This window comes from Nocardioides oceani, from assembly GCF_030412965.1.
GTDB lineage: Bacteria > Actinomycetota > Actinomycetes > Propionibacteriales > Nocardioidaceae > Nocardioides > Nocardioides oceani.
Genome location: NZ_JAUHJQ010000009.1, coordinates 164,478 through 185,181 on the forward strand (window position 1 = coordinate 164,478; position 20,704 = coordinate 185,181).

Below are 20,704 nucleotides of genomic sequence, written 5' to 3' on the forward strand. Positions count from 1 at the left end.
TCACACTGGTGTTGCAACGTTGTAAAGCATGGCCCCCCAGACTCCCGGGACGACGAGGTCCCTCCTCCTGCTGCTGCTCGCACTGGTGCTGCCGGTCGCGCTCACGACGGGGGCACCCGCCTCCGCCTCCCCCACCGCCACCTCGGCGCCCGACGCCGACCGCTACCGCAACCCGCTCGCCCCGCAGGTGCCGGGCGCCGGCACGGTCGACAGCTGTGCCGACCCGGTCGCGCTGCGCGGCCAGCAGCGCGGCGACCGGCACTGGTACCTCTACTGCACCACCGACCCGCTCGGCGACGAGGACCTCGACGAGTCGGGCGCGCTGCGGTTCCACCCCGTGCCGATGATGCGCTCGCGCGACCTCGTCCACTGGACCTACGTCGGCGACGCGCTCCCCGAGCCGCCGTCCTGGGCGGCCGAGGGCGCGGGCCTGTGGGCCCCGGACGTGGTGTGGTCGGAGGCCACGCGCCGCTACTACCTCACCTTCGTCGTCACCGACACCGACGACTCCCTGCGCGGGCCGGGCGCCTGCCCGTCGACCGGCGACAGCGCGATCGGCGTCGCGACCAGCACCAGCCCGACCGGCCCTTGGACGGTCTCCGACCAGCCGGTCGTCCCGCCGCGCCCCGACCCGGAGGCCGACTGCGCGTTCTTCTGGACCTTCGACCCCGACGTCCTCGGCGACGCGGTCGGCGGCTCGTCGGTGCTCTACTACGGCAGCTACTACGGCGGCCTCCACGCCACCCGCATCGCCTTCGACCGCGACGGGATCCGCACGACCGGCTCGCCCCGGATGGTCGCGATCGGCAACCGCTACGAGGGCGCGAACGTCGTCCGGCGCGCCGGCTGGTACCACCTGTTCGCCTCGGCCACGAACTGCTGCAACGGCCCGCTGACGTCGTACGGCGTGTTCTCGGGCCGCTCGCGCAGCCCGATGGGTCCGTTCGTGGACCGCGACGGGCGCAGCCTGCTCGCGGGACGCGTGGGCGGCTCACCGGTGCTGCTGCCGAACGGCAACCGCTGGCTCGGCGTCGGGCACAACACCGTCTTCACCGACGACGCCGGACAGTGGTGGACGATCTACCACGCCGTGGACCGGGGCGACCCGTACTTCGCGACCGACCCCGGCTTCACCAAGCGCCCGGCCCTCCTCGACCGGTTGACCTGGCGCGACGGGTGGCCCGAGGTCCGGTCGGGCCGGTGGGCGTCCGACACCCCGCAGCCGGCACCTGTCACCCGGCGCGGCGACCGGCGGTCTCCCCCGCCCGCCGGGCCCGGGCCGCTGCGCGCGGGGCGCACGCTGGCGGCGTACTCCGACGACTTCTCCCGGCCCACCGGCCTGGACCCGGCGTGGACGTGGGTGCGCGAGCCCGACCCGGCGACGTACGCCGTCGAGGACGGCGCGCTGCGCTGGGCGACCCAGGCCGGCGACCTGGCCCGCGAGGTGAACACCGCCTCGGTGCTCACCCGACCGGCGCCACGGGGTGACCACGTGGTCCAGGTGCGGGTCCGGCTCGACCTCCCGCCCGAGGGCTGCTGCCAGAACTACGTGCAGGCCGGGCTCGTGCTCCACGAGAGCGACGACCGCTACCTCAAGCTGGTGCACGCCTCGATCTGGGAGACCCGACAGACCGAGTGGGCCAAGGAGGTGCCGCCCGACGCAGCCGACCCCGACCTCCCGCGCTACGGCAACGGCGTGGTCGGCGCACCGGGCGACGAGACCTGGCTGCGCGTGGTCGTCGACCGGCGCCCGGGCGAGGACCGCGTCACCGCGTTCACCCGCAGCGACGGCGGCCGCTGGGTGCGCGGCGGCACGTGGACCCACGAGCTCGGCCCGGACAGCCGGATCGGCCTCGTCGCCATGGGCGGCGAGGGCTTCACCGCCCGGTTCCTGGACGTGCGGACCTCCGCGCTCGCGCGCCGCTGACGGGGACGTGGGGGTGGCCGGCGGCGGCCGCCCCCACGGTCGACTCGCGGGCGACCACCTCGAAGCCGGCGCGCACGTCGCGCGGCGCCGGGTCCCGGCCGTCGGGGCCGAGCCGCTCGGCGAGCATGGTGACGGCGGTCCGCGCGATGGCCCGCTTGTCCGGCGCGACCGAGCTCAGCCGCGGCACCGACCAGCGCGTCTCCTCGACGTCGTCGATGCCGATGACCGCCACGTCCACAGGGACCTCGAGCCCCCGGTCGGCGAGCGCGCGGAGCACGCCGAGGGCGAGGGTGTCGTTGAAGCAGAGGACGGCGTCCGGGCGGCCGCCCCGGTCCAGCAGCGCACTGATCGCGGCGTACCCGTGCTCGCGGCCGAAGTCCTCGACCTCGCCGACGAGCGCCTCCTCCGGCTCCAGGCCGGCGGCACGCAGCGCGAGCTCCCAGCCGTGCCGACGCAGCCGCGCGACGCCGGAGTCGCCGGGACCGTCGGGCTGGTGGCCGACGAGCGCGATGCTGCGCCGGCCGAGCCCGAGCAGGTGGTCGGTCGCCGCCCGGGCGGCCTCGACGTTGTCGATCGCGACGTGGTCGGCCGGGCCGTCCCACACCTTCTCGCCGAGCAGCACCACGGGCACCGTGTGGTCCGCGGACGCGCCGAGCTCCTCGGCCGTGAGCGCGAAGGGGCTCATGATCAGCCCGTCGATGAGGTGGTGACGGAAACCGGCCAGCACGTCGCGCTCGCGCTCGGCCAGGCCGTCGGTCTGGTCGACCAGCACGGTCCAGCCGTGCTCGTCGGCCGCCTCCATCACGTGCCCGGCCAGCTCGGCGAAGTAGGGGTTCTCCAGCTCCGGCACGGCGAGCGCGATGACCCCGACCCGGCCGGAGCGCAGGTTGCGGGCGGTGACGTTGGGCCGGTAGCCCATCTCCTCGACGACGGCCTGGACCCGCGCGCGGGTGTCCGCGGCGACGTGGACGTAGCCGTTCACGACGTTGCTGACGGTCTTCACCGAGACGCCGGCGCGCTCCGCGACGTCCTTCAAGCGGACGGGCACGACCCACCTCCTCGCCGCGGGCTGCTTCGCGGCGACCCGACTCTAGAGCCCCCGAGGCGTCGGCGTCAGGGTTTACAACGTTGCACACAACGTTGTAGAACCGGTGCTGTGACCACCGCCACACTGACGCTGGACCCGTCGTTCACGGTCGGCGCCGTCGACCGCCGCCTCTTCGGGTCCTTCGTCGAGCACATGGGGCGCTGCGTCTACACCGGCATCCACGAGCCGGGCCACCCCACGGCCGACGAGCGGGGCTTCCGCGGGGACGTGCTCGACCTCGTCCGCGAGCTCGGCCCCACGATCGTGCGCTACCCCGGCGGGAACTTCGTCTCCGGCTACCGCTGGGAGGACGGCATCGGGCCGCTCGAGGACCGGCCGCGCCGCCTCGATCTCGCCTGGCGCTCCTGGGAGAGCAACCAGGTCGGGGTCGACGAGTTCGTCGCCTGGTGCCGCGCCGCCGGCACCGAGCCGATGATGGCGGTCAACCTCGGCACCCGCGGCGTCCGCGAGGCCGTCGACCTGCTGGAGTACTGCAACCACCCCGGCGGCACCGCCTGGTCGGACCTGCGCCGCGCCCACGGCGCCGAGCAACCGCACGACGTACGCGTGTGGTGCCTGGGCAACGAGCTGGACGGGCCCTGGCAGATCGGCCAGAAGACGGCCTGGGAGTACGGCCGGCTCGCCGCCGAGACCGCGCACGCCATGCGCCGGGTCGACCCGCGGGTCGAGCTGGTCGCGTGCGGCAGCTCCAACAGCACGATGCCGACCTTCGCCAGCTGGGAGGCCACGGTGCTCGCGGAGTGCTACGAGGTGGTCGACCACGTCTCGCTGCACAACTACTACGACCCGCTGGGCCGCACGCTGGGCGACCACCTCGCCAGCGGGGTGGACCTCGACCGCGCCATCGACGCGATCGTCGCGACCGCCGACCACGTCGGCGCCCGGCTGAAGTCCCGCCGCCGGCTCGGGGTCTCGGTCGACGAGTGGAACGTCTGGTACCAGTCGCGCTTCGACGGCGAGGCGTCGCTGGAGTGGGCCGAGGCCCGGCCGCTCATCGAGGACACCTACGACGTCGCCGACGCCGCCGTCGTCGGGAGCCTGCTGATCACCCTGCTGCGCCACGCCGACCGGGTCTCGATCGCCTGCCAGGCCCAGCTGGTCAACGTGATCGCCCCGATCCGCACCGAGGCCGGCGGACCCGCCTGGCGCCAGACGATCTTCCACCCCTTCGCCCAGGCCGCGGCGCACGCCCGCGGCGAGGTGCTGCGGGTCGAGCCGCGGGTGGCCTGCTACGACACCGCCGACCACGGCGAGGTGCCGCTGCTCGACGCCACCGCCACCCACGACCCCGACACCGGCGCGCTCACCGTGCTCGCCGTCAACCGGTCGACCGACGCCCCGCTCGAGCTGGACGCCGACGCGCGGGCCTTCGCCGGCCACCGGCTGGTCGCCGCGACCACGCTCGCCGCCCCCGACGTCCGCACCACCCTCACCGCCGCCGACCAGCAGGCCGTCGCGCCCTCGCCCAACCCCACGGCACGGCTCGAGGACGGCCGGCTCACCGCCGCCCTCCCGCCCGTGTCCTGGAACGTCCTCCGGCTCGAGCCGGTGGCGTCCCCCCGCAGCTGACCGCTCCCGAACCGCACCCGTCCGCACCAGGAGGACCCATGCACCGCTCACGTCTCGTCGTCCCGTCCCGCAGGGGCCTCTCCCGTCGCGGCTTCATCACCCTCACCGCAGGTGGCCTGCTCGTCGCGGGCTGCGGCGGCGGGCAGGGCGTCGGCAGCCAGGAGAAGGAGGGGGTGGGCGGCTTCACCGGCGAGGAGTACGCCGGATCGGCGCTGACCCTGGCCTACTGGAACGGCTTCACCGGTGGCGACGGCCCGGCCATGCAGGACCTGGTCAAGCGCTTCATGGCCGACCACGACAACATCTCGCTGGAGAACAACACCATCGAGTGGGCAGACTTCTACCAGCGGCTGCCCGCCGCGGCGCAGGCCGGCAAGGGCCCCGACGTCGGGGTGATGCACCTCGACCAGCTCGCCACCAACGCCGCCCGTCGCGTCATCTCCCCGCTCGACGACCTCGCCGAGGCGCTGGGCCTGGCGGAGGACGACTTCGCGCCGGCGGTCTGGTCGCCCGCGATCTACCAGGACCAGCGCTACGGCATGCCGCTCGACGTCCACACGCTCGCGATGTACTACAACCAGGACCACTTCGAGAAGGCCGGCATCTCCGAGCCCCCGACCGACGCCCAGAGCCTCGACGAGGCCTGCCAGGCGCTCCAGGAGGCGGGCTTCCGCAACCCGTTCTGGATGCCGAACCAGTGGCCGGCGCACCTGATGTTCCTCTCGCTGCTGTGGCAGTTCGGCGGCGAGCCGTACGCCGAGGACGGCTCCGCGGCGACGTACGACGACGAGGCCGGCGAGGCCGCGCTGGCGTGGATGCGCGAGCAGGTGGACAAGGGCTACAGCCCCGACAACGTCGACATCGACACGCAGTACACCGCGTTCAAGAACGGCCAGAACTCCATCACCTGGGACGGCATCTGGCAGATCAACGACCTCGAGGAGTCGGGGCTGCCCTACGGCATCGCGCCGCTGCCGGTCATCGGCGAGGAGCCGGCCGCCTGGGCCAACTCCCACAACTTCTTCATGACCGCCCAGGCGGCCGAGGACGGCGACCGGGCGAACGCGGCGAAGACCTTCATCGGCTGGATGTCGGAGCAGTCCTCCTCGTGGTCGCAGGCCGGGATGATCCCCGCCCGCAACTCCGCCCGCGAGGAGGCGGAGTACACCGACTCCCCGCAGTACGCCCTGCGCGAGCAGGTCGACGCGCTGCACTTCCTGCCCGCCGTCCCCGGCCTCGGCGACGTGCAGATCCCGACCCTCGAGGTGGCGGTCAACGAGGGGGTGCTCGGGGCGACACCGCCGGCCGAGGCGCTGGCCAAGCAGGCGGCAAACGCCACCGAGATGATGAAGCAGAACCTCGAGCGGTACGGGAGCTGAGGTGGCCGCCCCCGTCACCAACCCCGCCCCGGCCACGGCCGCCGCGGAGACGGTGGGCGCGGGCGGGCCCGACCGGCCGGCCCGCCGCCGCGGCGACGGGATCGTCGCGTGGCTCTTCCTCGCGCCGTACCTCGTGCTCTTCGGCGCCTTCGTGCTCGCGCCGATCGTGCTGGGCATCTGGATCAGCCTGCACAGCTGGGACTTCACGCTGCCGGGCAAGCCGTTCGTCGGGCTGGACAACTACGCCGACCTCTTCGACCCCGACTCGGTGTCGTTCGACCCGTTCTGGAACTCGATGCAGGCCACCGGGATCTTCACGCTGTTCAGCGTCCCGCTGCTGATCGTCGTGCCGCTCGCGGTCGCGATGGTGATGAACCAGAAGTTCCGCGGCCGCAACGTCTTCCGCGCGATCTACTTCGCGCCGTACGTGCTCGGCGTCGCGGTCGTCGGCGTCATGTGGCGCTTCCTCCTCGACCGCAACATCGGGGCCGTCAACTCCTACCTCGGCGCGATCGGGCTGCCCGGCGACACCGCCTGGCTGAGCTCGGTGCCCGCCGCGTGGGTGGCGCTGGTCGGCGTGACGGTGTGGTGGACGCTCGGCTTCAACGCCGTCATCTACATCGCCGGCCTGCAGGACATCCCCCGCGAGCTCTACGAGGCGGCCGAGATCGACGGCGCGAGCCGCTGGTCGTCCTTCCGCCACGTCACGCTGCCGGGCCTGCGCCCGGTGACGATGTTCGTGACGCTGGTGACCATCATCGCCTCGGCCAACATGTTCGGCCAGGCGTTCATCATGACCAACGGGGCGCCGGCCCGGGAGACCCAGACGGCGATCTTCTACATCGCCGAGACCGGGCTGCAGAACTTCCAGATGGGCCAGGCGGCCGCGGCCAGCTGGATCCTCACCCTGGCGCTGATGCTGCTCTCGGTGGTCGTCTTCGCGGTCTTCCGCGCTCGTGGAGAGGTGGAGCCGTCGTGACCGGACTCGGACGCGTCCTGCGCTACACGGTGCTGGTCGTCCTCACCCTGCTGTTCATCAGCCCGCTGCTCTTCGTGCTCGTCACGTCGTTCAAGACGCCGGGCGAGGCGGTGCAGACCCCGCCGACCTGGTCGCCCGACCCGTTCTCGCTGCAGGCCTACGAGCGGATCTTCGGCGCCACGGACACCCCGGTCTTCCGGTGGTTCCTCAACTCGATGATCGCCGCCACGGCGAACGCCGCGCTCGTGGTCGTCACGGCCGCCCTGGCGGCGTACGCCCTGGCCCGGCTGGAGTTCCGCGGGAAGAAGATCGTCTTCGCCCTCATCGTCTCCACGCTGTTCGTCCCGCCGGTGATCCTGGTGATCCCCAACTACGAGATCGTCGGGCGGCTCTACTGGCTCGACACCCTGGTCGCGATCATCGTGCCCACGGCGGCCAGCGCGTTCGGCGTCTTCTTCCTGCGGCAGTTCTTCATCGGCCTGCCGCGGGAGCTGGAGGAGTCGGCGTTCCTCGACGGCGCGAACCGCTGGCAGGTCTTCACCCGGGTCGTGCTGCCGCTCTCGAAGCCCGCGCTGGCGACGCTCGCGCTGCTGTCGTTCCTGACCAACTGGAACGACTTCCTCTGGCCGGTCTACGTGCTGTTCAGCCCGGAGAACCAGACGCTCCAGGCGGGCCTGTCCACGCTCCAGTCGGCCAACGCCGTGCGCTACGACCTGCTCATGGCCGGCGCGGTCGTCGCGAGCGTCCCGGTGCTGCTGCTGTACCTCGTCGCCCAGCGCTTCGTCATCGAGGGAGTCTCGCGCTCGGGCCTGAAGGGGTGAGCCCGCCGCCGGCGGTGGGCCGCCGCGCCGTCCTCCTCGGGACGGTCGCCGGCGCGCTCCCCGCGTGCACCACCGACCCCGGCGCCGGACCGGCGCCGTCCCGGTCCCCCTCCGCCGTCCCGACCAGCGCCCAGGAGGCAGCCATCTTCGACCTGTCGCTCGAGATCGTCGACCAGCACCGACCCTTCGCCCTGGTCGCGCCCGGCTTCGCCGCGGTCGAGGGGTACGCCGCCCGGCCGGGCAGCGGCTCACCGTCCGGCCTCGAGCTGCACGACGCGGGCCCGCCGGCGCCGTTCGCGGCCGTGCAGGCGCGGGTCACCCCGGCCGAGGGAGCGGGGTCGGCCGCGCTCGGGCTGGCGAGCGCCGACGGGGAGCACGTGCTGGTCCGCTGGTCCGCGGGGACCGGGCGGGTCACCCTGGAGGTCCGCACCGGCGGCCGCTCCCGGGTCCTGCGCCGGCGGACCGTGTCGACCACGGGCCCCTTCGGGCTCGGGTTCGCGGTGTGCGAGAACCAGGTGACCGCGCTGCTCGACACCGGCGACGGCTGGCAGCCGGTGCTCACCGAGCGCACCAAGGTCGCCGAGCTGGTCGACCTGCGGCGCGAGGACGTCCTGGGCCGGTACCGGTACGCGTGGTCCGGCGAGGACGTCGGGCTCGAGGTCGACGCCGGCGTCTTCGGGATGACCGGGCTCCGCGACCCGCACCTGGTCCAGCACGCCGACGGCACGCCGTACGAACGCGACGGGCGGGTGTACCTGACCTGGACCTGCGCCGGGCTCGGCTTCTTCCAGCAGGCGCACTGGTCGGTGTGGTCCCTCGACCCCGCCGACCCGCGCGACATGCGGCTCGAGGCGCAGCTGTTCGGCCGCCGCGACGGCCTCCTCCTCGGCGACCACGCCGGCCAGGTCGTCCGCGACGGTGACCGGTGGCTGGTGGCGACCAGCTCGTGGGGCGACTTCACGCCGGGCTCGATCCACGTGCTCCACTGCGAGACGACCGACGACCTGCTCACCGGCGTCCACGTCCTCGACCACGAGCGCACCCCGCTGCCGACCGAGCAGGGGTCGTGGGACCCGGGCCTCACCCGGGTCGACGGCGCCTGGCACGTGGGGTACGTCGAGAGTCCGTCGCAGGAGCCCTTCGACTTCCACCCGGTGCTCGCCCGGACCGCCGCGGCCACCTGGCACGAGGACCTCGAGCCGGTGCTGGTCGCCGACGACCTGCACCAGACCGAGGGGCCGATCATCGCGACCGTCGAGGACGCCACCTGGTTCCTCGCCAGCGACGGGGACGCCCGGCACTACCCGGTCTTCGACCTCGACGGGCGCCGCGTCGGGCGGCTGGACGCGCCGTACCCCACGAACATCCCGCACCCGCAGCTGCTCGCCGACCCCGCCGGCGGCTGGTGGATGATCAGCTTCGAGGGGACCCAGTTCGCCGAGCCGGTCATGGGCTACGGCGGGCACGGCGACGTCGTGCTGCTGCACTCGCGCTGAGGGGTCCCTCCGCCGCCGCCTCAGTCGGGCGTCTCAGTCGGGGGTGGAGGCCGGCAGCGCGCGCATCGCCCGGGCACCGCGCAGGGCACGCACCACGTTGCGCGCTTCGGCCCGCCCGCCGCGCAGCGGGCTGAGCAGGACGACCGCCAGCGCGACGAGCCAGGGCTTGGCGCGGACGAGCGCGTTCTCGCCGTAGCGGAAGTGGACGGCGAAGAGGTTGCGGTACATGTAGAACCCCTTCCAGCCGGCCAGGTCGTGCTGCTGGTCGAAGTCGAGCTGGCGCACGAGCACCGCGTCGCGGACCGCCCAGATCCGGAAGCCGGCGTGCCGGGCCCGGATGGCGAAGTCGACGTCGTCGTAGAAGATGAAGTACGAGGGGTCCGGCAGCCCGATCCGCTCCACCACGCGGCGCCGGCACATGAACCCCTCGAACGCGACGTTCTCCAGCTCGACCCGCTCCGGCATCGCCTCCCGGGTCCCGAAGTCGGTCTCGACCATGCCGGTCTTCGGCTTGACCGCCCAGGGGTGGGTGAGGTCGAAGCGGGTCGCGGCCTTCTCGCACAGCCGCCCGGAGCGGTCCTCGCGGACGGCCATGAGGCAGTCCTCGTCCTGGGCGAGCAGCACGTCGAGGCAGTCCGGCGCGGGCACCACGTCGTCGTCCATCAGCCAGATGCGGTCCCACCCGCCGGCGTACGCCTGGCGCACCCCGAGGGAGAAGCCGCCGGCACCCCCGAGGTTCTCCGCGGTCCGCGTCACCCGCAGCCACGGGTCGGTGCGCGCGGCCAGCACCTCGGCGGTGTGGTCGGTGCTGGCGTTGTCCACGACGAGCACCGCGTCCGGCGGGGTGGCCAGCGCGGCCAGCCCGTCGAGCATCCGGTCCAGCAGGTCGGCGCGGTTGTAGGTCACCACGACGACCGCCACGCTCTCGCGCGCGGTCACCGGAGGTACCGCCGGTGGCCGGTGAAGTCGCCGCGCAGCGCCGCCACCCACGCCCGCACGCTGAGCGCGAGCCGCCCCGGACGCGGCCGGGTCACGGTGTAGAACCACAGCGTCTTGGCGACGAAGGCCAGGGCGTGCGGCCAGCCGCGGTACTCCCGCAGGTTGAGCAGGTTGTTGCGGGCCATGCAGTAGTGCTTGAGGTCGCTCGGGCTGTGGTTGTACGTCGTCCGCCCGCCCAGCATCGGGGTGCCGAGCTCGCCCACGCTCGGGTGGAGCACCCGCGCGCCCACGACCGTCGCGATCCGCCCGCCCGCGCGCTCGGCCCGCAGCCGGTACTCGTGGTCGTCGCCCCAGATGAAGAACTCCTCGCGCGGCGTGCCGATCCGCTCGACCAGCTCCCGCGTCACCAGCACCCCGTTGAACGGGATCACCACGTCGCGGATCAGCCCCTCGCCGTCGGCCGCCGCCGCCACGTCCGCCATCCGGTGCACCACGCGGGTGCCGCCGGGCAGCCGGATCGGGAACACCAGCCGGCCCGGGTCCGCCTCGTCGACGACCACCGGCCCCCAGAAGTCCAGCCCGCCGCGGTGCTCCAGCAGCACGTCGAGGCAGTCGTGGTCGGGCAGCCCGTCGTCGTCCATCAGCCACACCAGGTCCGCGCCCCGCTCGACCGCCCACGCCAGCCCGGTGTGGAAGCCCCCGGCCCCGCCACGGTTCTCCGCGAGCGTCCGCCCGAGCACGGGCGTGCTCGCGTGCTCGTCGGGCATCTCCCGGTCGGTCAGCCCGGCGAGCCACTCCCCCGTGCCGTCGGACGAGGCGTTGTCGACCACGAGCACCTCGACCAGCGGGCACCCGGGCCGGGACCCCACCTCGTCCAGCCGCTCCAGCAGCCGCTGCAGCAGCCCGATCCGGTCGTACGTCACCACCACGGCCACCACCCGGGGCGGCTGCTCCGCGCGCGGCTGGGTCGGCTCGATCACGGGCGCCACCCTACGAGCCGCCACCTCCCCCGGCCGCGCAGGGAGCCAGGGTCCGCCCGTCGGGACGTCATGCGGGCGGAGGAAGCGGGCGCTCGCCACGCATGACGTCCGGGGCAGCGGGGCCGGCTGGCCTCGCGGATCGCAGGACACGTCTCCCCCGGCCGCCGCCGCGCCGGAGGCCTAGCCGCCGCGGACGCGCGGCCGGGTGGCGCGTCCCGGGCGTCGGAGGCGGACGCCGGGGGCGGGGGCCCGGTCGTGGTCGGGCCTGGCAGCCCGGAGCGAGGAACGAGCGGAGGGCCGGTAGACCGGGCCCCCGTTCCCGGCGGCAGCCGGAGACGCCCTCACGCGCCACCCGACCCCATCGACCCGCAGGCGACGGGCCGTCGAGCGACGCAGGAGCCACCACCCCGCCCGCTGCAGGCGGGATGGCGTCCCGGAGGCCGCAGCTCGGCTCACGGGGTTTCGACACGCTCGCTGGCGCTCGCTGCTCAACCAGCGGGAGGCGGGATGGCGTCCCGGAGGCCGCAGCTCGGCTCACGGGGTTTCGACACGCTCGCTGGCGCTCGCTGCTCAACCAGCGGGGGGATCAGCAGGCGGCGCCGAGGTCCTCGGCCTGGTTGGCGGCGTACCCCTCGGAGAGCGAGCCGAGCGAGCCGCCGGTGACGGCGTCGGGGGCGGGCTTGGGCTTCGTGCCGCCGGCCCTCGCGGTGGTGACGCCCTCGGCGCGGTCGATCGCCTCGGCGACCTTGCGCTGGACGAGGTCGATGTCGGGGTCGGAGGTCACGATCATCGGCGGGACCAGCGAGAGGGTGGAGACCTTCTGGCTGCGGGCCTTGAGCGCGAGGTCCATGAAGGTGTCGAGCTCGGAGGCAGGGACGTTCGTGGAGATCATGTCGGTCGAGGCCTTCGCGATCTTCTCGAAGTTCCGCACGGCGGTCTGGGGGCTGACCTGCTGGAGCATCGCGTTCATGACGCACTTCTGCCGCGCCATCCGGGAGTAGTCGTCGGAGCCCTCGCGGGCCCGGGCGTACCAGAGGGTGTCGTGGCCGTTGAGCTCGCGGACGCCGGCGTCGATGTAGTGGAAGGTCTTCTCGTGCGGCAGGCCGACCGGGATCGGCTGGCGCACGTTGAGGGTCACCCCGCCCACGGCGTCGACGAGGTCCTTGAACCCCTCGAGGTTGACCATCGCCCAGTAGTTGATCCGCAGGTCGGTGATGCCCTCGACCGCGGAGACGGTCGCGTCGATGCCCGGGTTCTCGGCGTCGCCGAAGAGCTCGGTGTGGTCCTGGGCCCAGGTGCTGACGCCGTTGAGGTAGCAGCCGTCGCAGTCGAAGCCGTCGGGGAACTCCTCGGCCATCGGCGAGCCCTCGCGGAACGGGAAGGACGCCATGTTGCGCGGGAGGCCGATGAGCACGGTGCGGCCGGTCTCGGCGTCGATGGAGGCGACGGTCAGCGAGTCGGGCCGGAGGCCCCAGCGGCCGGCCCCGGAGTCGCCCCCGAGGAGCAGCACGTTGAAGCGTCCGTCGTGGGCGTCGGTGACGGTGCTCGAGCCGAACATGGTGAGGATGAAGTCGCGCTGGACGGCGACCATGTGGGCGCCGAACAGCATCGTGCCGATGACCGAGAGGCACAGCACGCCGTTGACGCCGACGACCGCGCGGCGGTGCGCGAGGCCGAGGCTGAGCGGCTGGCCGATCCGCCAGGCATCCAGGAACAGCGCGGCCCAGGCGACGGCGCCGACCATCAGCGCCAGTCGGAGCGCCAGCAGCAGGCCGGTGTCGGAGAAGAGCGTGAAGAGCGTCTGGTGGTGCAGCAGCCCGACGAGCACGAGCAGGACGCTGGCGACGAGGACGGTGAGCCACACCCGGATCGCGAGGATGCCGATCCGGCGGTTGCCCGCGACGAGCTGGGCCGAGCCGGGCACGAGGAGGGTCATCACCATGAGCGCGATGGCGCGACGGAAGCGCACGCGTGCCGCGCGCTCCTCGGCGGGGGTGCGCGGCACGCGGCCCGTGCCATCGAGCAACCCGGGGGAAGAGACGGGTGGCATCGACATGCCTCTTTCTGCTGGGTACTGCCGTGAGTACTGAAGGGGAAGGTCAGTGCTGCCCGGTCAGTATCACCAGTCACAGGCGTCACAGCCGTCCGCGACGCGCCGGACGACCGGATCAGGCCCTCGGGTCAGGTGTCGCGTGGGCCACGCCGGCCCGACTCGATCTCCTCGCGGCGGGCGAGGCGGTGCGCGCGCCGGATCCCAGCCTCGCGCTGGCGCCGTACCTCGTCCGGCGTCTCGGCGCGTAGCGGCGGCACCGGCCGGGAGCCGCCCTCGGGCGTGATCGCGACGAAGACGAAGTACGCCGAGGCGACGTGCAGCGAGGTCACCGTCGGGTCGTCCCACGGCTGGGCCTCGATGCGCACGCCGATCTCCATCGAGGACCGGCCGGCCCAGTTGACCTGGGCGTAGGTGCGGACGATGTCGCCGACGTGCACGGGCTCGAGGAACGTCATCTCGTCCAGGGCTGCAGTCACCGCGGGCCCTCCGCTGTGCCGCTGCGCGACCACGCCGGCGGCGGAGTCGGCGAGCTTGACGATCTCCCCGCCGTGGATGTTGCCCAGCAGGTTGGCCTCGCGGACGGTGACGACCTGGCCGAGCGCGACCCGGGCGTACGACGGCGGCAGCGGCTCCAGCGGTCCGTCCGACGGACTGGCGTTCCCGGGCTCGGCCATGGGCTGCACGGTAGCGTCCCGCCCATGGCAGATCGTCCCCGGAACGGCGGACCCGAGGACGGGCCCCCGGAGTACGGCTGGCTCTACGGCGGGAAGCAGCCGCGCGAGCCCGGCCCGGAGGAGACCCGCGTCATGCCGGTGCAGCCGCGCGACGGCGGCCGGTCGCGTGCGGTCCCCGGCCGACCGGCCCAGCCGGCGGCGCCGCGGTCCGAGCAGCGCCCGGCCGCTCCCGCCCGCCCCACGCCTCCCCCGCCGACCGAGCGCGGGGGCGGCGGCCGGCGCGGCTTCCGCTTCCCCCGGCCGCGGCTCCGGTGGGTCTTCCTGCTGGTGCTGGCGTGGATCGCCTACCTGGTCATCGTGCCGGTGCTGGCGTGGAACGACGTCGACAAGGTCGACTTCGAGCCGGACGGCGAGCGCCCCGGCGACCAGCCGGGCACGACGTACCTCCTCGTCGGCAGCGACTCGCGCGGCGACCTCTCGGCCGAGGAGCGCAAGCGGCTCGGCACCGGCGGCGCCCAGGGCCAGCGCACCGACACGATCATGCTGCTGCACACCGGCTCGGGCCCGAACCTGCTGATGTCGATCCCCCGCGACTCGATCGTCGAGGTGCCGGGGCACGGCACCACCAAGGTCAACGCGGCGTACGCCTTCGGCGGGCCCAAGCTGCTGGTGCGCACTCTCGAGACCGAGACCGGCATCCGCATCGACGACTACGTCGAGATCGGCATGGGCGGCCTGGCCGGGGTCGTGGACGCGGTCGGCGGGATCGAGATCTGCCCCGAGAACGCGATGAAGGACCCGCAGGCCAAGCTCGACATCGAGGCCGGCTGCCAGGAGGCGGACGGGCCGACGGCGCTCGGCTACGCGCGGTCGCGCAAGACCTACGCCCGGTTCGGCGACACCCAGCGCGCGCAGGCCCAGCGCGAGGTGGTCTCGGCCGTCGGCAAGGAGGTGCTCTCGCCCTGGACGGTGCTCAACCCCTTCCGCTACTGGGACCTCAACCAGTCCGTGCCCGGCTTCTTCGCCTTCGGCGAGGGCACCGGACCGGTCCGCGCCGGCCTCTGGGCGATGGCGATGACCCGCGTCAACGGCGAGTCCGGGCTGACCTGCGGCGTCCCCATCCAGGACCTCGCGGTGACCTGGGACCCCGAGCGGTCCCAGCAGATGTTCGACGCCATCATCGAGGACGACACCGACTCGATCCCGCGCCAGCTGTGCACCCCGACGGGGCTGCCGAAGGAAGTGACCGGATGACCTACGAGACCCTGCTCTGGGACGTCGACGACCACGGCGTCGCGACGCTCACGCTCCACCGCCCCGACCAGCTCAACGCGTTCAGCGTGACGATGGCCGGCGAGCTGGAGCAGGTCTTCCGCACCGACGCGCTCGCCGACGACGTCCGCGCCGTGGTCGTCACCGGCAGCGGTCGGGCGTTCTGCGCCGGCATGGACCTCTCCGCGGACGGCAACGTCTTCGGGCTCGACGAGTCGGTGCGGCCGGACCCGGCGGAGTTCCGCGCGGCCTACGACCAGGCGCCGTACGACGCCGGCGTCCGCGACACCGGCGGCAAGGTGACCCTGGCGATCCACGCGCTGCCCAAGCCGGTCCTCGCCGCGATCAACGGCCCCGCGGTCGGCATCGGCGCGACGATGACGCTGGCGATGGACCTGCGCCTGGCCTCCACCAGGGCACGGATCGGGTTCGTCTTCGGCCGGCTCGGCATCGTGCCGGAGGCGGCGTCGTCGTACTTCCTGCCCCGCATCGTCGGGATCCAGCAGGCCCTGGAATGGGTCTACTCCGCCGAGATCCTGACCGCCGACCAGGCGCTCGCCGGCCGGCTGCTGCGCTCGGTCCACGAGCCCGACGAGCTGGTGCCCGCGGCGCAGGAGCTGGCCCGCTCCTTCGTCGACGGCCGCTCGGCGGTGGCGCTGGGGCTCGCCAAGCAGCTGCTCCACCGCGGGGCGGCCGCGGCGGACCCGCTCGAGGCGCACCTCAACGACTCGCTGGCGATGTACTGGACCTCGATCGGCGACGGCAAGGAGGGCGTGGCCGCCTTCCGCGAGAAGCGCGAGCCCCGCTTCACCGGCCGCGCCTCCGAGCTGCCGCCCGTCTTCTGAGGCCCTCTCCGTACCTCGCTCGCGGCGGTCAGGCCGCGAGGGTGCGGAGGCGGGCCAGGATCGCGGTGATCAGCCGGGAGACCTGCTCCTGGGTGACGCCGACCTCGAGGCCGATCTGGGCCTGCGTGCGGTTGCCGAAGAACCGCAGCTCGATGATCCGGCGCTCGCGCTCGGACAGCTCCCTCATGAGCGGGCGGAGGGCGAGCCGCGCCTCGGCCGAGGCGAAGGCCGGGTCGAGACCGCCGATCGACGCGGCCGGGTCCTCGGCGCCGTCGGGCCGTGGCGCGTCGAGCGAGACGGGGCTGAAGCAGCCGGTGGCGGCGATCGCGTCCAGCACCAGCTGCAGGGGCACGTCGAGGTGCGCGGCGATCTCGGAGGGACGCGGCGACCGGCCGAGCGCCTGGACCAGCTCCCCCTCGGCCGCGGTCACCCGGGCCTGGACCTCCTGCACCGACCGGGGCGGGCGGACCGTCCAGCCGGCGTCGCGGAAGTAGCGGCGGATCTCGCCGCGGACGGTCGGCACCGCGAAGGCGAGGAAGTCCTCGCCGAGCGCCGGGTCGAACCCGCGGACCGCCTTGACCAGCCCGAGGCAGGCGACCTGGTCGATGTCCTCGGCCGCGATGCCGCGACCGTGGTAGCGCCGGGCGACCTCCGTCGCGACCACCACGTTGAGCGCGATGACCTGGTCCTCCAGGCGCCGACGCTGGGCGCCCCGGGCGGCTCGGGCCCGCGCGAGCAGCCGGGCGGTCTCCGCCCGCCTGTGGTCCTGCGCGTGCTCCGGCGCGTCGTCGGTCCCCACGAACCCGACCTTCCGAAATCGGCTGTTCCCCCCAGCCAACGTCGCCGATCGTCCCACGGAGCGGGAGTCGCTGCCACCGGTTCCGTGCATCCGTGCAGCCGTGCATCCGTGCAGCCGTGCTCCGGGGCGGGCCGGGACGTACGACGACCGGGGCGCGGACCTCGTGGTCCGCGCCCCGGTCGGGTGCGTGCGTGGAGCGCCGGTTCAGCTCGCGGCTTCGGCCGCCTCGGTCTCCGAGGTGGCGCCGGCGGTGCTGAGGTTGCCGCCCTTGTCCTCCAGGTGCGCCCGGACGAACCAGTGGAACAGCTCGATCTGGTTGGTCTGGGCGATGAACATGTCCTCCGTGATCGGGTCGAGCTCGCCGAGCTCCTCGATGCCCGTGCGGTAGTCCTCGATCACGCCGCTGTAGACGAGGTCGAGGGCACCGAGGTGCTCCTGGGTCGTTGCGCGACCGATGGAGTACTCGTCCCAGTCGCGGGCCTCGACGAGGCGGCCCGGCGTGCCGACCGGGGACCCGCCCAGGGTCGCGATGCGCTCGGCGAGCTCGTCGGCGAAGCCACGGATCGCCTCGACCTGCGGGTCGAGCATCTCGTGGACGGCGATGAAGTGGGGACCCACGACGTTCCAGTGGATGTGCTTGAGCGTCAGGTGCAGGTCGTTGGTGGCGTTCAGCCGGCCCTGGAGCAGTTCCACGACGCGCTCGGCGTCGGACTCGCTCATGCCGGGAACCGTGTAGCGGAGCTTGTTGGTCATGGCGCGCAGGTACCCATCACCCGGCGGGGTGAATCGAGGTGTCGGGCTCGCCACACGGGTTCGGCGGGCCCGTTCAGAGCGCGACGGACAGCACCAGGTAGGCGCCGGTGACAACCAGCACGACGCTGGTCGCGCGCCGCAGACCGGCGGCCGGGACCCTCCGGGCGAGGGCCAGGCCGAGGACCGCGCCGGCGCCGGCGAGCAGTCCCAGCAAGGTGCCGAGCCGGACGTCGACGTACCCGTCGGACCAGAAGCCGACGACGGCGGAGGAGACGATGGGGAGCTGCACGAGCTGGCCGAGCGCGATCGTCTCGAGCAGGTCGACGCCCAGCACCAGCAGCACCGGCACGAGGAGCACCGGTCCCCCGGTGCCGGTCATCGCCGACCCGAGCCCGACCACCGCGCCGACGGCGAGGAAGGTGGCCGGTGGCAGCGCGCGGTCCCGCACGACCGGGCGCGGGCCGAGCAGGTGGTGCAGGCCCGAGCCGAGGGTGACGGTCGCCAGCAGCAGCACCAGCACGACGCCCGGCAGCGCACCGCCGAGGACCGCTCCAGCGACCGCTCCGGGCGCCGCGCCGAGGGCAAGCGGGCCTGCAGCGCCGCGGCGGAGCCGGCCGCCGCGGCCGAGCACGACCAGCGCGACGACGCCCGTGAACAGGAAGGCCCACGAGCTGGTCGCCGCGGCCTCGTGCGGGTCGAGCCCACCGGGGCCCGCGAGGGCCGCCGGCAGGAGCAGGCCTCCGACGCCGACCGCCCCGACGAGGACCCCGACGGGGAGCGCGAGGACGAACGGGACGGCGAGCACGCGTCGAACCCTACCGAACTACTCGACTTCCACGACGAAGCCCGGCCGGACGGGGCCTCCCCCGCCCGGCCGGGCACGCGACGTACGGCGGTCTGCCGTCGTCAGGACGTCACTTCTTGACGGTGACCTTGACGGTCTTCTGCACGCTCTTGGTGGAGGTGTTGCCGAGGTACTTGACCACGATCTTCTTCGCGCCCTTGCCGAGCTTCTTGACCGCGAGGGTGGCCCGGCCGCCCTGCAGCTGCTTGCCGGCGACCTGCTTGCCGCCGACGAGCGCGACGACCTTGCCGGTGGCGGGCTTGCCGTCCTGGCGGACGACGGCCGTGGCGACCTTGGCCGCCTTGCCCTTCTTGATGGTCGCCTTCTTGGCCTGGGCGTTCATCGCGGCCGACTGCTTGTTGACCTTGACGGTGCCGACGACCGGGTTCTCGCCGTCCTTGAGCTCGCACGGGAACGCCGGGATGAGGCCGTCGAGCGGGGCGGGCAGGCCGAGCGCCTTGAGGTCGAAGGAGCTGGGCATCTTGACCTCGTAGGTGCCTGCGGCCGGGGTCTTGAAGCTGCCCAGGGTGCCGGCGAGACCGGCGACCTGCGAGAGCGGGCCGACCGGCGACTCGAACCCGTCGAGCGGGATCGGCAGCGCGCCGAGGAGCATGTTGAAGCCGGGCAGGCTCGCGCCGAGCTGGGTGATCGGCAGCGGCAGGTTGTCCAGCAGGCCGAGCAGGCCGCCGATCTCGAGCTCGCCGAGGACCGGCAGGGCGCCGCCGGGGACGTCGACGTCGGCGAGGACGTCGGTCGGCAGGGCGTCGGCCGACAGCGACAGCGGGACGTCGACCGGCATGTTCACGATCGGCAGCATGCAGCTGAACGTGGCACCGCCGGAGACGGCCGCGTCCGCCGAGGTCGCGGTGCCGGAGACCATCGCGCCGGTGGCGAGTGCGGTCGCGAGGCCGGTGGCGGCCAGGCGCTTGGTGACAGCAGAAGTCGTCATGTGTAGTGCTCCCTCCCAGAAGCAGGCGGCGCTGCCTCCCTGCAGCGACCACCGAGAAACGTAGGCCGGTGTGACGTGGCTCGCAGGGGATTGGCCGAACCGGTCGGCCACGTCCGGGTGGTTCACTGGGGCCATGACCAGCTGGCAGGATCCCGAGGCCGTCCGGTTCATGCTCGACGACTGCGAGACGTGGGCGGTGGTGGGGCTCTCGGGCGACCCCGGCCGCACGGCGTACCAGATCGCGCAGCTCCTCCAGGACCGCGGCAAGCGCATCGTCCCCATCCACCCGTCGGCGGAGACCGTGCTGGGCGAGCAGGGGTACGCCTCGCTCGCCGACGTCCCGTTCCCCATCGACGTCGTCGACGTCTTCCGCCGCTCCGAGGCGGCCGGCGAGTTCGCCGACCAGGCCGTCGCCGTCGGAGCGAAGGCCGTCTGGTTCCAGCTCGGCGTCGTCGACGAGGCCGCCTTCGACCGGACCACCGCCGCCGGCGTCCCCATGGTCATGGACACCTGCCCCGCCATCGAGTGGCGCCGCCGCTGACTCACCGGGCTGGTCGAGGAGGGGGCGCGCCAGCCCCGAGGCTGCCGAGACCCGGTGACCGCCCCGCTGGTTGAGCAGCGAGCGCCAGCGAGCGACGTCGAAACCCCCGCCTGCTGGCCGCGGGTGGCTGCGGTGGTCGTCCGGCTCCCCGGCCCCCGCTGGTCGAGCAGGAGGCGCGCCAGCGCCGACGTCGTCGAGACCCGGTGAGCCGACCTGCGGCCTGCTGGCCGTGGGTGGTCGCGGTGGCGGCAGTTACGGGAGCGGTAGGCCGTCTGGTCACGGCTGCCTCCCGGCTGGTCGAGGAAAGGCCGCCGGGCCCCCGTTGGTCGAGAAGGAGGCGCGCCAGCGCCGACGTCGTCGAGACCCGGTGAGCCGACCTGCGGCCTGCTGGCCGCGGGTGGTTGCGGTGGAGGCAGCTACACGATGGGTGGGCCGGGGGATGCGGCGGTCGTCCGGCTCTCCGGCTGGTCGAGGAGGTCGCGCAGCGACCATCTCGAAACCCGCCGGAGAATCCGCGAGCTGGTTGTTCAACATGCGGCCTGACCTGGGGAAACAGCGGTCTGACTGTCGGTGGCCGGTGCTTGAGTAGACCCATGGCCAAGGACTCGAGACACCACGCGCACACCGTGTGCCGTGCCGTCGCGAAGTCCCGCACGAAGGTCCGCGCAGCGGCCACCTCGGACCTGTGGCGGATGTCCGACGACGAGGTCGCCGCCACGCTCCTGGAAGCCACCCGACTCCGCGCCCAGGCTGAGGCGCTCGAGCTGCGGTTGGCC

The 20,704-nt window shown here is 73.4% G+C and carries 19 protein-coding genes; 10 read left to right on the forward strand and 9 right to left on the reverse strand.

Features of this window, described 5'->3' with window-relative positions:
- Window positions 1-28 precede the first annotated feature (28 nt).
- Complete coding sequence (locus QWY28_RS18840) at window positions 29-1,927, forward strand: glycoside hydrolase family 43 protein (protein WP_300954142.1); 1,899 nt, start codon at window positions 29-31, stop codon at window positions 1,925-1,927.
- Here QWY28_RS18840 and QWY28_RS18845 read toward each other — a convergent pair.
- Window positions 1,878-2,975, reverse strand: coding sequence for a LacI family DNA-binding transcriptional regulator (locus QWY28_RS18845; RefSeq protein WP_300954143.1), 1,098 nt, complete (start codon window positions 2,973-2,975; stop codon window positions 1,878-1,880). The two genes, QWY28_RS18840 and QWY28_RS18845, sit on opposite strands and share 50 nt — an antisense overlap.
- Window positions 2,976-3,083: 108 nt before the next feature.
- Between QWY28_RS18845 and arfA the strand changes: the two genes are divergently transcribed.
- Genes arfA through QWY28_RS18870 form a run of 5 tightly spaced genes read left to right on the forward strand, consistent with a single transcriptional unit; the run spans window position 3,084 to window position 9,279 of the window.
- Window positions 3,084-4,604 carry an arabinosylfuranosidase ArfA gene (gene arfA / locus QWY28_RS18850; protein ID WP_300954144.1) on the forward strand — a complete coding sequence of 507 codons (1,521 nt, stop codon included), beginning with the start codon at window positions 3,084-3,086 and terminating at the stop codon, window positions 4,602-4,604.
- Between the two features lie 38 nt (window positions 4,605-4,642).
- Window positions 4,643-5,983: an ABC transporter substrate-binding protein gene (locus QWY28_RS18855; protein ID WP_300954145.1), complete on the forward strand. Its 1,341-nt coding sequence runs from the start codon at window positions 4,643-4,645 to the stop codon at window positions 5,981-5,983.
- 1 nt (window position 5,984) lies between these two features.
- Window positions 5,985-6,962: a carbohydrate ABC transporter permease gene (locus tag QWY28_RS18860; RefSeq protein ID WP_300954147.1), complete on the forward strand. Its 978-nt coding sequence runs from the start codon at window positions 5,985-5,987 to the stop codon at window positions 6,960-6,962.
- Entirely contained in the window at window positions 6,959-7,783 is an 825-nt protein-coding gene (locus QWY28_RS18865) for a carbohydrate ABC transporter permease (protein ID WP_300954148.1), read from the forward strand. Before QWY28_RS18860 ends, QWY28_RS18865 begins: the two co-directional genes overlap by 4 nt.
- Entirely contained in the window at window positions 7,780-9,279 is a 1,500-nt protein-coding gene (locus tag QWY28_RS18870) for a hypothetical protein (RefSeq protein WP_300954150.1), read from the forward strand. The genes QWY28_RS18865 and QWY28_RS18870 overlap by 4 nt, the downstream gene beginning before the upstream one ends.
- 33 nt (window positions 9,280-9,312) lie before the next feature.
- Here the strand turns inward: QWY28_RS18870 and QWY28_RS18875 are convergent, their stop codons facing one another.
- The 4 genes from QWY28_RS18875 to QWY28_RS18890 form a co-directional block, all read right to left on the reverse strand.
- Window positions 9,313-10,218: a glycosyltransferase family 2 protein gene (locus tag QWY28_RS18875; protein ID WP_300954151.1), complete on the reverse strand. Its 906-nt coding sequence runs from the start codon at window positions 10,216-10,218 to the stop codon at window positions 9,313-9,315.
- Window positions 10,215-11,198: a glycosyltransferase family 2 protein gene (locus tag QWY28_RS18880; RefSeq protein WP_300954152.1), complete on the reverse strand. Its 984-nt coding sequence runs from the start codon at window positions 11,196-11,198 to the stop codon at window positions 10,215-10,217. Before QWY28_RS18880 ends, QWY28_RS18875 begins: the two co-directional genes overlap by 4 nt.
- A gap of 586 nt (window positions 11,199-11,784) precedes the next feature.
- A complete protein-coding gene (locus QWY28_RS18885) occupies window positions 11,785-13,203 on the reverse strand; it encodes an LCP family protein (protein WP_300954153.1) in 1,419 nt (472 codons plus the stop codon).
- 176 nt (window positions 13,204-13,379) lie between these two features.
- On the reverse strand, window positions 13,380-13,925 hold the full coding sequence (locus QWY28_RS18890) for an acyl-CoA thioesterase (protein WP_300954154.1): 546 nt from the start codon (window positions 13,923-13,925) through the stop codon (window positions 13,380-13,382).
- A gap of 24 nt (window positions 13,926-13,949) precedes the next feature.
- Between QWY28_RS18890 and QWY28_RS18895 the strand changes: the two genes are divergently transcribed.
- Window positions 13,950-15,179, forward strand: coding sequence for an LCP family protein (locus QWY28_RS18895; RefSeq protein ID WP_300954155.1), 1,230 nt, complete (start codon window positions 13,950-13,952; stop codon window positions 15,177-15,179).
- Entirely contained in the window at window positions 15,176-16,042 is an 867-nt protein-coding gene (locus tag QWY28_RS18900; protein WP_300954156.1) for a crotonase/enoyl-CoA hydratase family protein, read from the forward strand. The genes QWY28_RS18895 and QWY28_RS18900 overlap by 4 nt, the downstream gene beginning before the upstream one ends.
- 28 nt (window positions 16,043-16,070) lie before the next feature.
- Here QWY28_RS18900 and QWY28_RS18905 read toward each other — a convergent pair whose 3' ends face one another.
- From QWY28_RS18905 to QWY28_RS18920, 4 genes are all read right to left on the reverse strand, one after another.
- Window positions 16,071-16,841, reverse strand: a complete 771-nt coding sequence (locus QWY28_RS18905) for a sigma-70 family RNA polymerase sigma factor (RefSeq protein ID WP_300954158.1) — start codon at window positions 16,839-16,841, stop codon at window positions 16,071-16,073.
- A 204-nt stretch (window positions 16,842-17,045) separates the two neighbouring features.
- On the reverse strand, window positions 17,046-17,594 hold the full coding sequence (locus tag QWY28_RS18910) for a Dps family protein (protein WP_300954159.1): 549 nt from the start codon (window positions 17,592-17,594) through the stop codon (window positions 17,046-17,048).
- Between the two features lie 73 nt (window positions 17,595-17,667).
- Complete coding sequence (locus tag QWY28_RS18915; protein ID WP_300954160.1) at window positions 17,668-18,399, reverse strand: TSUP family transporter; 732 nt, start codon at window positions 18,397-18,399, stop codon at window positions 17,668-17,670.
- Window positions 18,400-18,508: 109 nt separating this feature from the next.
- Window positions 18,509-19,387: a hypothetical protein gene (locus QWY28_RS18920; RefSeq protein ID WP_300954161.1), complete on the reverse strand. Its 879-nt coding sequence runs from the start codon at window positions 19,385-19,387 to the stop codon at window positions 18,509-18,511.
- Window positions 19,388-19,520: 133 nt separating this feature from the next.
- Here QWY28_RS18920 and QWY28_RS18925 point away from each other — a divergent pair, with 133 nt between their 5' ends.
- A complete protein-coding gene (locus QWY28_RS18925; RefSeq protein WP_300954162.1) occupies window positions 19,521-19,928 on the forward strand; it encodes a CoA-binding protein in 408 nt (135 codons plus the stop codon).
- Between the two features lie 593 nt (window positions 19,929-20,521).
- The coding region (locus tag QWY28_RS18930) for a hypothetical protein (protein WP_300954163.1) at window positions 20,522-20,704 on the forward strand (183 nt) is incomplete at its 3' end.

Coding starts and splice junctions, on each gene's coding strand:
- QWY28_RS18920 (WP_300954161.1), bottom strand. CDS start 19,387: ATGACGACTTCTGCTGTCACCAAGCGCCTGGCCGCCACCGGCCTCGCG.
- QWY28_RS18890 (WP_300954154.1), bottom strand. CDS start 13,925: ATGGCCGAGCCCGGGAACGCCAGTCCGTCGGACGGACCGCTGGAGCCG.
- QWY28_RS18895 (WP_300954155.1), top strand. CDS start 13,950: ATGGCAGATCGTCCCCGGAACGGCGGACCCGAGGACGGGCCCCCGGAG.
- QWY28_RS18910 (WP_300954159.1), bottom strand. CDS start 17,594: ATGACCAACAAGCTCCGCTACACGGTTCCCGGCATGAGCGAGTCCGAC.
- QWY28_RS18840 (WP_300954142.1), top strand. CDS start 29: ATGGCCCCCCAGACTCCCGGGACGACGAGGTCCCTCCTCCTGCTGCTG.
- QWY28_RS18900 (WP_300954156.1), top strand. CDS start 15,176: ATGACCTACGAGACCCTGCTCTGGGACGTCGACGACCACGGCGTCGCG.
- QWY28_RS18855 (WP_300954145.1), top strand. CDS start 4,643: ATGCACCGCTCACGTCTCGTCGTCCCGTCCCGCAGGGGCCTCTCCCGT.
- QWY28_RS18925 (WP_300954162.1), top strand. CDS start 19,521: ATGACCAGCTGGCAGGATCCCGAGGCCGTCCGGTTCATGCTCGACGAC.